The organism is Streptomyces sp. NPDC031111, from assembly GCF_055570675.1.
The window spans coordinates 287,908-301,042 of sequence record NZ_JBVIGS010000001.1; the positions used below are offsets into that span (position 1 = coordinate 287,908).

Annotated in this window: 9 protein-coding genes; 4 read left to right on the forward strand and 5 right to left on the reverse strand. The window is 72.6% G+C overall.

Annotated features, from left to right (window positions below; genetic code table 11):
• Positions 1–21 precede the first annotated feature (21 nt).
• The 3 genes from ACZ470_RS01355 to ACZ470_RS01365 all read left to right on the forward strand — a co-directional run bounded on the left by ACZ470_RS01355 (position 22) and on the right by ACZ470_RS01365 (position 5,741).
• On the forward strand, positions 22–3,729 hold the full coding sequence (locus ACZ470_RS01355; RefSeq protein WP_468423289.1) for an ABC transporter ATP-binding protein: 3,708 nt from the start codon (positions 22–24) through the stop codon (positions 3,727–3,729).
• Positions 3,730–3,824: 95 nt separating this feature from the next.
• Entirely contained in the window at positions 3,825–4,211 is a 387-nt protein-coding gene (locus ACZ470_RS01360; protein ID WP_468423291.1) for a hypothetical protein, read from the forward strand.
• 96 nt (positions 4,212–4,307) lie between these two features.
• Positions 4,308–5,741 carry a S28 family serine protease gene (locus ACZ470_RS01365; RefSeq protein WP_468423293.1) on the forward strand — a complete coding sequence of 478 codons (1,434 nt, stop codon included), beginning with the start codon at positions 4,308–4,310 and terminating at the stop codon, positions 5,739–5,741.
• A gap of 17 nt (positions 5,742–5,758) precedes the next feature.
• Here the strand turns inward: ACZ470_RS01365 and ACZ470_RS01370 are convergent, their stop codons facing one another.
• The 3 genes from ACZ470_RS01370 to ACZ470_RS01380 all read right to left on the reverse strand — a co-directional run bounded on the left by ACZ470_RS01370 (position 5,759) and on the right by ACZ470_RS01380 (position 9,651).
• The gene (locus tag ACZ470_RS01370) at positions 5,759–6,406 is read right to left on the reverse strand and encodes a hypothetical protein (protein ID WP_468424032.1); all 648 of its coding nucleotides are present in this window, start codon (positions 6,404–6,406) and stop codon (positions 5,759–5,761) included.
• A gap of 157 nt (positions 6,407–6,563) precedes the next feature.
• On the reverse strand, positions 6,564–8,408 hold the full coding sequence (locus ACZ470_RS01375; protein ID WP_468423295.1) for a glycoside hydrolase family 3 protein: 1,845 nt from the start codon (positions 8,406–8,408) through the stop codon (positions 6,564–6,566).
• A 334-nt stretch (positions 8,409–8,742) separates the two neighbouring features.
• Positions 8,743–9,651, reverse strand: a complete 909-nt coding sequence (locus ACZ470_RS01380; protein ID WP_468423296.1) for a LysR family transcriptional regulator — start codon at positions 9,649–9,651, stop codon at positions 8,743–8,745.
• Positions 9,652–9,744: 93 nt separating this feature from the next.
• On the opposite strand from ACZ470_RS01380, the gene ACZ470_RS01385 reads away from it, so the two are divergent.
• A complete protein-coding gene (locus tag ACZ470_RS01385; RefSeq protein ID WP_468423297.1) occupies positions 9,745–10,650 on the forward strand; it encodes an EamA family transporter in 906 nt (301 codons plus the stop codon).
• Positions 10,651–11,170: 520 nt separating this feature from the next.
• Here ACZ470_RS01385 and ACZ470_RS01390 read toward each other — a convergent pair.
• Together ACZ470_RS01390 and ACZ470_RS01395 are read right to left on the reverse strand one after the other, a co-directional pair.
• Complete coding sequence (locus ACZ470_RS01390; RefSeq protein ID WP_468423299.1) at positions 11,171–11,971, reverse strand: sugar phosphate isomerase/epimerase family protein; 801 nt, start codon at positions 11,969–11,971, stop codon at positions 11,171–11,173.
• Positions 11,972–12,015: 44 nt separating this feature from the next.
• Entirely contained in the window at positions 12,016–12,948 is a 933-nt protein-coding gene (locus ACZ470_RS01395; protein WP_468423301.1) for a bifunctional helix-turn-helix transcriptional regulator/GNAT family N-acetyltransferase, read from the reverse strand.
• Between the last annotated feature and the right edge of the window lie 187 nt (positions 12,949–13,135).

Genomic DNA, 13,135 nt, shown 5'->3' on the forward strand with positions numbered 1-13,135 from the left:
GGACGATCGGAGGGCACCCGCGTGACACCGCAACGGGGATGGGCACGGCGACTGGCCGGATACGCGTGGCGTCATCCGAAGGACGTCGTCCTCGCGCTGGGCTCCTCCCTCGGCGGCATGGCCGTCATGGCGCTGGTGCCGCTGATCACCAAGGTGATCATCGACGACGTGATCGGCGACAGGACCAGGGACATGGGCACCTGGGCCGGTCTGCTCGTCGGCGCCGCGTTCGTCGTCTACGTCCTCACCTACGTCCGCCGCTACTACGGCGGACGGCTGGCCCTCGACGTCCAGCACGACCTGCGGACCGACATGTACGGGACGATCACCCGGCTCGACGGCAGACGCCAGGACGAGCTGTCCACCGGCCAGGTCGTCGGACGTGCCACCAGCGATCTCCAGCTGATCCAGGGCATGCTCTTCATGCTGCCGATGACCCTCGGCAACCTGCTGCTGTTCCTGATCTCCCTCGTGATCATGGCGTGGCTGTCCCTGCCGCTGACCGCCGTCGCCCTCGCCGTCGCTCCCGCCCTGTGGTGGATCGCCAAGCGCAGCCGCACCCGGCTGCACCCGTCCACCTGGTACGCCCAGGCGCAGGCGGGAGCCGTCGCCGGAGTCGTCGACGGGGCGGTCAGCGGCGTGCGCGTGGTGAAGGGCTTCGGGCAGGAGGAGCAGGAGACGGGCAAGCTGCGCGAGGTCGGACGGCGGCTGTACGCGGGCCGGCTGCGCACCATCCGGCTGAACTCCGTGTACACCCCGGCGCTCCAGGCCGTGCCCGCCCTCGGCCAGGTGGCGATGCTGGCACTCGGCGGCTGGCTCGCGGTGGGCGGGCACATCACGCTGGGCACGTTCGTCGCCTTCTCCACCTACCTCGCCCAGCTCGTCGGCCCGGTCCGGATGCTCGCGATGGTCCTCACCGTCGGCCAGCAGGCCCGCGCGGGCACGGAGCGCGTCCTGGAGCTGATCGACACCGAGCCGTCCCTGACCGACGGCACCAAGGAACTGCCCGCCGATGCCCCCGCGACCGTCGAGTTCGACGACGTCTCCTTCGGCTACGACCCCGACCAGCCGGTCCTGGACGGCCTCTCCTTCGAGATCCGCCCCGGCGAGACCCTCGCCGTCGTCGGCGCCTCCGGCTCCGGCAAGTCCACCGTCTCCCTGCTCCTGCCGCGCTTCTACGACGTCACCGGCGGGGCCGTCCTCGTCGGCGGCCTCGACGTGCGCGAGCTGACCACCGAGTCCCTGCGCGCGGCCATCGGGCTGGTCCCGGAGGACTCCTTCCTCTTCTCCGACACCGTGCGCAACAACATCGCGTACGGCCGCCCGGACGCCACCGAGGAGCAGATCGTCGCCGCCGCCCGCGCCGCCCAGGCGGACCGGTTCATCGCCGAGCTGCCCGACGGCTACGACACCACCGTCGGCGAGCACGGCCTGACCCTCTCAGGCGGCCAGCGCCAGCGCGTCGCCCTGGCCCGCGCCATCCTCACCGACCCGCGCCTGCTGGTCCTGGACGACGCCACCTCCGCCGTGGACGCCCGCGTCGAGCACGAGATCCACGAGGCGCTCAAGGAGGTCATGCGGGGCCGTACGACCCTGCTGATCGCCCACCGCCGCTCCACCCTCAACCTCGCCGACCGCATCGCCGTCCTCGACGGCGGCCGGCTCGCCGCCATCGGCACCCACGACGAGCTCCAGCGGCGCTCCGCCCTCTACCGCAGGCTGCTCACCGACCCCGACGAGCTGGGCGCCGTCTCCCCGGGCCACACCCCGCCCGCCGAGCCGCAGGAGGAGGACACCTCGGTCCGGGAGGAGCTGGACGCCGAGTTCGACGCCGAACGCGGGGTCACCCCCCACCTGTGGACCGGCGACCGCGAACCCAAGGACACCGCCCTGGCCGGCACCCCGGCCACCCCGGAACTCCTCGCCCAGGTGGAGGCGCTGCCCCCGGCGGACGACGTCCCCGACATCGACGAGGCCCGCGCGGTCCGCCCCGAGGACTCCTACGGCCTGCGCCGCCTCCTGCGCGGCTTCCGGACGCCCCTGCTCATCAGCCTCGGCCTGGTCGCCGTGGACGCGGGCATGGGCCTGCTGCTGCCGGTGCTGATCCGGCACGGCATCGACCAGGGCGTCACCCAGGCCGCCCTCGGCGCGGTCTGGGCGGCCTCCCTGCTCGGCCTGCTCACCGTGATCGCCCAGTGGTCCGCGCAGATCGGCGAGACCCGGATGACCGGACGCACCGGCGAACGCGTCCTGTACACGCTGCGGCTGAAGATATTCGCCCAGCTCCAGCGGCTCGGCCTGGACTACTACGAGCGCGAGCTGACCGGCCGGATCATGACCCGGATGACGACGGACGTCGACGCGCTGTCCACGTTCCTCCAGACCGGCCTGGTCACGGCGTTCGTCTCGGTGGTCACCTTCTTCGGCATCATGGTCGCCCTGCTGGTGCTCGACGTCGAACTCGCCCTCGTCGTCTTCGCCACCCTGCCCCCGCTGATCGTCGCCACCTACTTCTTCCGCCGGGCCAGCGTGAAGGCGTACGAGCTGGCGCGTGAGCGGGTGTCGGTGGTCAACGCCGACCTCCAGGAGTCGGTGTCCGGGCTGCGGATCGTGCAGGCGTTCCGCCGCGAGCGGGACGGCGGGCGCCGGTTCGCCGCGCGCAGCGCCGACTACCGCAGCGCCCGCGTCCGGGGCCAGTGGCTGATCTCGGTGTACTTCCCGTTCGTGCAGTTCCTGTCCTCGATCGCCGCCGCGGCGGTGCTGATCGTGGGCGGGGGACGGGTCGACGACGGGACGCTGGCGATCGGCTCGCTGGTGGCGTACCTGCTGTACATCGACCTGTTCTTCGCTCCGGTGCAGCAGCTCTCCCAGGTCTTCGACGGCTACCAGCAGGCAACCGTCTCGCTGGGCCGCATCCAGGAGCTGCTGCGCGAGCCGACCTCCACCGGGGACGCCGCCGAGCCGCTCGACGTGCCGTCGCTGCGCGGCGAGATCGCCTTCGAGGACGTGCACTTCGCGTACGGGGACGGCGAGGAGGCGCTCGACGGCATCGACCTCACCATCCCCGCCGGACAGACCGTCGCCTTCGTCGGCGAGACCGGCGCCGGCAAGTCCACCCTGGTCAAGCTGGTCGCCCGGTTCTACGACCCGACCGGCGGCCGGGTCACCGTCGACGGCGTCGACCTGCGCGACCTGGACATCACCGCGTACCGGCACCGGCTCGGGGTCGTACCGCAGGAGGCGTACCTCTTCCCGGGCACCGTCCGGGACGCCATCGCCTACGGCCGCCCGGACGCCACCGACGCCGAGGTGGAGGCGGCGGCCCGCGCGGTCGGCGCGCACGACATGATCGCCACGCTGGAGGGCGGCTACCTGCACGAGGTCGCCGAGCGGGGCCGGAACCTCTCCGCCGGACAGCGCCAGCTGATCGCGCTGGCGCGGGCCGAACTCGTCGACCCGGACGTGCTGCTGCTCGACGAGGCCACGGCCGCGCTCGACCTGGCCACCGAGGCACAGGTCAACCAGGCGACGGACCGCCTCGCCGGGCGTCGTACCACCCTCGTCGTCGCCCACCGCCTGACCACCGCCGCCCGCGCCGACCGGGTGGTCGTGATGGACCACGGCCGGGTCGCGGAGGACGGCACGCACGACGAACTCCTCAAGCTCGGCGGCAAGTACGCCGCGCTGTGGCGGACGTTCGTCGGGGAGGACGTGCCCGCGCCGGCGTGAGGCGCGGCCGCCCGGGCGCAACCATCCGGCCTACGTCATGCGTCCGTACACGCGTACGCCGTTGGGCGCGTCGGGCGCGGTACGGGAGGACGACTGTGAGCAGTGGAGCGATACGCCGGCGGTTCGCGCTCGGCCTTGCGGTGCTGACCGCCTCGGGGCTGCTCGCCGTCGCCGCGCCGGGGGAGGCGCACGCCGCCGCGCACTGCCCCGGCCGCAAGGTGCGCACCCTGCCGTTCTCCACCGGGTCCGTGGTCGTCTACAAGCGCGGCGGCTACGTGTGCGCCGTCACCCTCACCAAGAAGCCCGGCACCAAGCGGAAGATGTCGGTGAGCGTGCGGGCGCGCGGTGGCCGTCCCGTCGTCGACGAGGGCAACTTCAAGCACCACGCGGGGCCGGTGACCGTGCACGCCGGCCGCCGCTGCGTCTGGGTGAAGGGCAGGGTCGGCGGAGGGTCCGTCAGCTCCGGCTGGATCCTGTGCTGACCCGCGCCTGACCGAGGGTTAACCCTATGTCCCCTGGTGCTGCGGGGAGTTGGTCGAGTAGCTTCCGGCGCACATCTGTCTCACAGGGGAGTGCGCATGCGCAAGGCGCTCAGATGGCTGCTGGCGCTCACGGTGCTCATAGGCACCATGAGTACGGCCGGGGCGGCCACCGCCGCCGAGCCGGAGGCCACCGGCACCACTGACATCAAGGAGAGACTGCTCTCCATACCGGGCATGAGCCTGATCGAGGAGAAGCCGTACACCGGGTACCGCTTCTTCGTCCTCAACTACACCCAGCCGGTCGACCACCGCAGGCCCTCCAAGGGCACGTTCGAGCAGCGGATCACCGTGCTGCACAAGGACACCGCGCGGCCGACCGTCTTCTACACCGGCGGCTACAGCGTCTCCACGACGCCGCGCCGCGCCGAGCCGACCCAGATCGTGGACGGCAACCAGGTCTCCATGGAGTACCGCTTCTTCACCCCGTCCCGGCCCGAGCCGGCCGACTGGTCGAAGCTGGACATCTGGCAGGCCGCCAGCGACCAGCACCGCATCTTCAAGGCGCTGAAGAAGATCTACTCCGAGAACTGGATCTCCACCGGCGGCTCCAAGGGCGGCATGACCGCCACCTACTACGAGCGCTTCTACCCGCGTGACATGGACGGCGTGGTCGCCTACGTCGCCCCCAACGACGTGGTGAACAAGGAGGACTCGGCCTACGACCGCTTCTTCGCGGGCGTCGGCACCAAGGAGTGCCGCGACCGGCTGAACGGCGTGCAGCGCGAGGCGCTGGTGCGCCGGGCGCCGCTGAAGGAGAAGTACGAGGCGGTCGCCGCCGAGAACGGCTACACCTTCGACACCATCGGCAGCCTGGACCGGGCCTACGAGGCCGTCGTCCTCGACTACGTGTGGGGCTTCTGGCAGTACAGCACCCTCGCCGACTGCGAGCAGATCCCGGCGGACGCCAAGAACGCCACCGACGACGAGATCTGGACCTCGATCGACACGATCTCCGGGTTCTCGTTCTACACGGACCAGGGCCTGAGCCCGTACACGCCGTACTACTACCAGGCGGGTACGCAGCTGGGCGCGCCGACCATCCACTTCCCGCACATCGAGAAGAAGTACATCCGCTACGGCTACCAGCCGCCGCGCAACTTCGTGCCCCGCTCGATCGACATGGAGTTCGAGCCGTGGGTCATGCGGGACGTCGACTCCTGGGTCCGCCACAACGCGAACCAGATGCTGTTCGTGTACGGCGAGAACGACCCGTGGGGCGCCGAGCCGTTCCGTCTCGGGCACGGCGCGCGTGACTCGTACGTCGTCACCGCGCCCGGCATGAACCACGGCGCGAACGTGGCCGGTCTGGTCGCGGAGGAGAAGGCGTTCGCCACGGCCCGCATCCTCGACTGGGCGGACGTCGCCCCGAGCGCGGTCCAGGAGAACCCGGCGGCGGCCAAGCCGCTGGCGAAGTTCGACGCCAAGCTGGACAAGCGGGACGTCGAGCGGCACCGGACGCTGCGCCCGTAAGCGGGGGTGAGGCGGGCCTACACCGGGCGGGCGCAGCCCACCGGTGACGGACCGCCGATCCGGACGTAGAGGGCCGTGGACGCCGGGCACTTGGACCGGTCGTCCACGGCCCTCACCACCTTGTACTGCGGTTCCCGCTCGCCGCTGCCGTCGCAGGCCGTCTCGCGGACCTTGCCGTCGCCGAGGTCGTGGACGCAGTCGCCGACGATGGTGCGCGGCCCGCCCCCGCCGCCCGGGTCCCCGGGGTGCGGCGGCTGGAGGTGGCGCATGCAGGCGTAGCCGCGCGGCACCGCGCCGTCGCCGTCCTCGTCGGCGGCGGGGCGCTGCTCGCTGATGTGCAGGACGAAGTCCGTGGTGGCCGGGCAGCGCGGCCCGTCACGCGCGGTGCCGTCGTGCCGGGCGACCACCCGGGCCGCGGCCCGTTCGCCCGCGCAGGACACCTCGGTGAAGCTGGTCCGGCCGAAGGAGCTGCACTCGTCGACCCCGAGGAACTCCGCCCCGTACCCGGACGGCACGGCCGCCGTCGGTGCCGCGCTCTCCGTGTGCCGCCCGCCCGCCCGGCCGTCCTCCTCGCCACCGCTCGACGGGGTCTGGCAGCCGGTGAGCAGCACCGCGACCGCCGCCCCGAGCGCGGCGGACGCCCCCCACCCACTTCTCACGTGCATCGTCATCCCCCCGGACACCCCCGTCCAGCGTGACCGGGCGAGCCGGGTCACGCCAGACATGTGGGGTGCTTTGCGCACCTTGGACACGGTGCGTCGGGATGTGTGACGTACGGGCGCTACGTCCAACAAGGTAGGGGTGGCGCCCCCTCGGCGGCGGCTAGTACGTCAGTCCGTGTCCGACCGGGTAGAGCACCGTCGCCGGGTCGTCCGCCCGCTGCACCGGCACCGGCAGGGTGCCGCGCGGGTCCACCTTGCCCGCGATCACCCGTGCCGCCGCCCGCAGTTCGACGTCGGTCCAGGAGTACGTCGCCAGATACGCGGGGACGCCCGGCAGGTGGGCGACGTCGTACGGGTTGCGGATCGCGACCGCCACCACCGGTTTCCCGGTCGCCAGCAACTGCTCGACCAGCGTCTTCTGGCTGCTGGTCGCGCCGACGTTGTACGTCCCCACGACCACGGCGTCCGCGTCCCCGGCCGCGGCGACCGCCTTGGCGATGGTGGCGGCGGACGGTGCCGTGCCGGTGGACAGGGCGGTGGCCGTGAAGCCCAGTTCGGTCAGGGCGCCCGCGAGGACCCCGGTCGGCGGTCCGGTCGTGCCGGACGGGGAGGCGGGGTCGGCGCCGACCACCAGCAGCTTCGGCCGGCTGCGCCGGGACAGCGGCAGCAGACCGCCCTCGTTGGCGAGCAGGGTGGTGGTCCGCTCGGCGATCCGGTCCGCGGTGGCCAGGTGCGTACGCGTGCCGACGGTGCGGTCGACACCGGCGTGAGTGACGTACGGGTCCTTGAACAGGCCCAGTTTGGCCTTCAGCCGCAGCACGCGCAGGATCGACTCGTCGAGCCGGGCCTCGGTCAGCTCCCCGTCGCGCACGGCGTTCAGCACGGCGTTCCAGGCGACGTCCAGGGACGGCGGGTTGAGGAGCTGGTCCACGCCCGCCTTCAGGGCCAGCACCGGCACCCGGTCGTCGCCGTACTTGGTGCGGACGCCCTCCATGCCGAGGGAGTCGGTCACCACGACGCCGTCGTAGCCCAGTTCCTCGCGGAGGATGCCGGTGAGGATGGGGCGGGACAGGGTGGCGGGGTCCTCGGAGGCGTCGAGCGCCGGGACGACGATGTGGGCCGTCATGATCGAGTCGATGCCGGCGGCGATCGCGGCCTCGAACGGTGGCGCGTCGAGCTGCTCCCACTGGTCGCGGGTGTGGTGGATGTACGGCAGCTTGGCGTGGCTGTCGTCCACGGTGTCGCCGTGTCCCGGGAAGTGCTTGGCCGTCGAGGCGATGTGGGCGGACTCGTAGCCCTTGACCTCCGCCGCGACGAGGGCGGCGACGGACCCCGGGTCGGCGCCGAAGGAGCGGACGCCGATGACGGGGTTGGCCGGGTTGACGTTGACGTCGGCCACCGGCGAGTAGTTCTGGCGGATGCCCATCGCGCGCAGTTCGCCGCCCGCGATCCGGCCGAGGGTGCGGGCGTCGGAGCGGGAGCCGCCCGCGCCGATGGCCATCGCGCCGGGGAACAGGGTGGCGGGCTCGCCCACGCGGGCCACGATGCCGTGCTCCTGGTCGGTGGAGATGAGCACGGGCAGGCCGCGCGGCAGTCCGAGGGACGCCTGCTGGATGCCGTTGGACAGGTCGGCGATCTGGTGCGGTTCGCGGGTGTTGTGCGCCCAGGCGAAGTAGATGATGCCGCCGACCCGGTACTTGGCGAGCAGCTCCGCGGCCGTGCGGACGCCGATCTCCTTGAGGTTGGCGTCGATGTCGGCCTGGTCCGGCTCGGTCGCGGAGTGGCCGTAGACCCGCATCACGAACAGCTGGCCGACCTTCTCCTCCAGCGTCATGCGGGAGATGAGGGCGCGCAGCTTTCTGTCGTCGGGGGCGGACGGGCCGGTGGCCGCGTGGACGGTGCCGCCGGCCGCCAGGGCCGTGGTGACGCCCGCCGTCGCGGCGAGGACGGTGCGTCTGGACGGACGTGCGGTGCTTCCCGTGCTTCCGGTGCTGCTGTCGGGCACGTGCGCTCCTTTGGAAGGTGATCCGCGGGGGGCCGGGGATCCGCTGAAGGACATCCATTGAAGGAAACTGCCAGGAGGTCACCAATATCCGGGAAGTTTCTGCCAGTCAAGGGAATGCGCAGCAACGGGGAGGGGCCGTCATCGGCGCATTGGGAGGGGGGCGCGCCGATGACGGCGTGCTGCCGGCCGCGGCACGGCGGAGAGGGTGGGTCAGCGATCGCAGCCAGCAGCGAGGGCCGACACCGCGCCACGGAGACTCATCCGGCAGCCTGCCCATGGGACGGACGGACCCGCCCACGGGTTCCCGTCCCGGACCGGATTTCCGGACGGGACTTCAGTGCGCCGACACCTCCGGCCAGTGTTCGCTCAGTGTGCGGACCGTTTCCGCGATTGCCGGGCGGCGGGCCGCGCCCGTGCGCCACAGCGCGTACAGCCGTCGTACGGGCATGGGGTCCAGCGGGACCTCCACCACACCCTCGGGCAGCGGGCCGCGCCCCAGCCGGGGGATCAGCGCGATGCCGAGCCCCGCCGCGACCAGGGCGACCAGGGTCGGGTTCTCGTCGGCCTGGTGCACGATCTCCGGCTCGTGCCCGGCCGCGCGCAGGGTGCGCACCAGCCACTCGTGGCAGACCCGCCCCGGCGGCTGGCAGATCCACCGCTCACCGCCCAGCTCCTCCCGCCGCACCGCCGTACGTCCCGCGAACCGATGCCCCTCGGGCACCAGCAGATCGCACAGGTCGTCCCCGATGACCGCCTGTTCCACGCCCGCCGGGGCCGGCAGCGGCGCGATGTCCCAGTCGTGCGCCACCACGAGATCGACGGCGCCCTTGGCCACCAGGTCCACGGAGAGATGCGGGTCGATCTCGGTGAGCCGGGTGTCGAGCGCGGGATGCCGGCGGGCCAGGTCCGCCAGCGCCGGCGGCATCAGTCCGCGCGCCGCCGACGCGAACGCGGCGATCGTCAGCCGTCCGGCCGGCACCCCCCGCCGCTCCTCCAGCTCGGTCTCCGCCCGCTCCACGATGGCGATCAGCTCCCGGGCGGCGCGCACCAGTTGATGCGCCTCGTCGGTCAGCCGCACGCCCCGGCCCTCCCGCTCCAGCAGCACCGTCCGGGTCTCCCGCTCCAGCTTGGCGATCTGCTGGGAGACGGCCGACGAGGTGTACCCGAGCGCCACGGCGGCGGCCCCGACGGTGCCGTGGACGGAGACGGCGTGCAGGGCGCGCAGACGCTGGAGGTCGAGCATGACGGCGGCTCCCCGATCGGTTAGCGATGCTTCATCCAACCATGCAGGAATCGTCGCTGGTGCTGAAGTGTGGCGGGCGGTGATCCTCGACGTATGCGACCTTCCCACGTGCTCCTCGCCGTCCTCGTCACCGCCGTGTGGGGGGTGAACTTCACCGTCATCGAGGTCGGGTTGGACCACTTCCCGCCGCTGCTGTTCTCCGCCCTGCGCTTCCTGGTGGCGGCGCTGCCCGCGGTGTTCCTCGTGGGGCGGCCCAAGGTGGCGTGGACGTGGATCGTGGGCGTGGGCCTGGCCCTCGGGGTGGCCAAGTTCGGGCTGTTGTTCGTCGGCATGGACGTGGGCATGCCGGGCGGGCTGTCCTCGTTGGTGCTCCAGATCCAGGCGGTGTTCACGGCCCTGTTCGCCTTCGCGCTCCTCGGTGAACGCCCTTCCCGGGTCCGGCTGGTGGGCATGGCGGTCGCGCTGGCCGGCATCGGCGTCGCGGCGGTCGACGAGGGCGCCTCGGGTCCGCTCGGCGGCTTCGCCCTGGTCGTCGCGGCGGCGGCCTGCTGGGGCGTCTCCAACATCCTCACCCGCAAGGCGGCACCCCCGGACGCCCTGAACTTCATGGTCTGGGTGAGCACGGTGCCGGTGCTTCCGCTGCTGACCCTGTCCCTGCTGCTGGAGGGCCCGTCGGCCGACCTCGACGCGCTGCGGGGGCTCGACTGGGCGGGCGTGGGCACGGTGCTCTTCGTCGCCTGGGTCGCGACGGTGTTCGGCTTCGGCGCGTGGGGGTGGCTGCTGCGCCGCCACCCCGCGTCCACGGTCGCGCCGTTCTCGCTGCTCGTCCCGGTCTTCGGCATGTCGTCGGCGGCGCTGTTCCTGGGCGAGTCGGTGACCCCACTGCGGTGGTGCGCGGCGGCACTGCTGGTGGGCGGGGTCGCCCTGGCATCGATGCCCCTGCGCGGCCGCGCCCCGGCCCCAGGGCCGGCCCCCGAACCGGCCCTCACCCGCCCCTGATCCCACCCGGGCGGCGCACCCGACTCGCCGTCCCAGTCCCCCGCACGCCTACCCATCGGCGCCGAGCCGCGGGCACGCCTGCCCAGCCGCGGTCACGCCGGCCCATCCGCGCCCCGCCGCGCCCATCCGCGCCAATCCGCGGGCAGTCGTGCCGCAGGGCGGCACGGGTGGGCGCGACGGCACCCCGCAAGCGCCGGGCAGCGCGACCTCCGCCCGGTCCAGGTGTCCCGGGGTGCCCAGGGGCCGGGGGCGGGGTGCGCAGCCCGGCGACGACGGGTTGCCGCTGCGCCCACCCGTGCCGCCCCAGCGGCACGACTGCCCGCAGTGGGGCGGGGGAGAGGCCGCTATGCCCACCCCGTGCCCCCCTGTGCCGCCCTGGGTGGCACAGGGGGAGGCGCGACTGTCCGCAGGGGCGGGGAGGCCACTCGCAGTGGGCGGGGGAGGGGCGGGTATGCCCCCGTGTCACCCCGTGTCACCCCGTGCCGCCCTGGGAGGCACTGAGGGAGGCACGAGCCCGCGGTCAGGCCGACTCGGTCAGGAGGCGGGTCAGGTGGTCGCGGGCGGGCGTGAGCAGCCCGGCCAGCGGCGCCGCCGCGTCGTACCACCGCTTCTCGTACTCCCAGCAGAGCCACCCGTCCCACCCATGGCGGGACAGGACCTCCACACAGTCGCTGAGCGGCAGCACACCCGCACCCAGCGGCAGCGGCGTCGTGTCCTCGGCTGAGGCGATGTCCTTGACCTGGACGTACCCGAGGTGTGGCGAGAGCGCCGCATAGCTCTCCACGGGCTGCTCGCCACCGAGCCACGTGTGCATCACGTCCCACAGCACACCCACCTGCCGGTGCCCGACCAGCCCGAGGATCCGCATCGCGTCCGCGCCGGTGCGATGCGAGTCGTGGGTCTCCAGCAGGATCCGTACACCCAGGTCGGCCGCGTGCTCGGCGGCCGTGCCCAGCCGGCGCGCCGCCGTCGCGTCCGCCTCCTCGGGGCTCTGCTCGGTGCCACCGCCGGGGAAGACCCGGACGAACGGGGCGCCGAGGTCCCGGGCGAGGTCGAGGAGCTCCCGGATCTCGGCGATGACGGGTTCGTCCTCACCCGGCGCGGCGACCCGGGCGTAACCGGCGAGGCCGAGCAACTCGACGCCGGCCGCCTTGAACGCGGCGGCCGCATCGGCACGTTCCGCGGGCCCGAGGCCCGGATGGACGGGTTCCTCGGGGTGGGCGCGCAGCTCCACGCCGTGGTAGCCGTGCGTGGTCGCGAGGGCGAGTACGTCGGTGAGCGGCAGCCCGGGGACGCCGAGGGTGGAGAACGCCAGCTTCATGGCAACGGACCCTACCCGCGACCCACCCGGCTGACTCCTCCTTGTCACTCCGGTGTCGTGCCCAGCTCCAGCCGCCAGTCCTGGCCGACCAGGTCCTTGCCGAAGGAGCGGTGCGGCTTCTCGGCGACCAGTGTGAAGCCGTGCCGCTGGTAGATGTGGCGGGCGGAGGTCAGTACGTCGTTGGTCCACAGGACCAGGTCCCGGTAGCCGGCCGAGCGCGCGAAGTCGACGACCGCCGAGACGAGCCGGTCGCCGATGCCCAGGCCCCGGGCGTCCGGCTCGACCAGGAGGAGACGGAGCCGGGCGGTGCCGGGAGCCTCGTCCCGTACGCACATCACACAGCCCACGGGACGCCCGTCCAGCTCGGCGATCCACACGCGCTCGCCCCGGGGATCGTGGTCCTGCGCGTACTCGGCGACGATCTTGGCGACCAGCACCTCGTAGTCGGCGTTCCAGCCGTACTCGGCCGCGTACAGCGCAGCGTTGCGCTGCACGATCCAGCCCAGGTCGCCGGGGCCCGGTTCGCGCAGGAGGACGTCCTCACGGCCGGGCCCGCGGCCCTCGGAGAGGAGGTCGCGGATGGTGCGCATGGCCTCCGAGAGGCGGTCCCGGTCGGCGGCCGGAACCGTCGACAGCAACGTCCCGACGGCCTGGTTCGACCGTTCGGCCAGCAGGGCGGCGGTCTCCCGGCCCTGCGGGGTGAGGGTGACGCGCCGACGGCGCGGATCCTGCGGGGAGGGCACCCGCTCGATCAGCCCGTCCCGCTCGAACCGGTTCAGGATCCGGCTCAGATACCCGGCGTCCAGCGCCAGCTCGGAGCGCAGATCCGCCGCGTCCGTACGCGGCGAGTGCGCGAGCTCATACAACACACGTGACTCGGTAAGGGTGTACGGGGCATACAGCCGCCGACTGTAGTCGAGCGCCCCGATGACGTTCGTATAGAACCGGTTGAAGGCGCGCACTTCCTGAACGGTCACGACAACCCCTCCAATCGTGTCCCCGACTCCCACCCCAGAATATCTCTGACCCAGTCAAACATCCCACCCTCAGGGGCGCGGGGAACTACGCGAGATCCCCCACGACGCCCAGGGGCGCGGGGAACTGCGCGAATCCCCCCACGACCCGCAGCCGACCACGCACCCCCTTCAGGGGCGCGGGGAACTG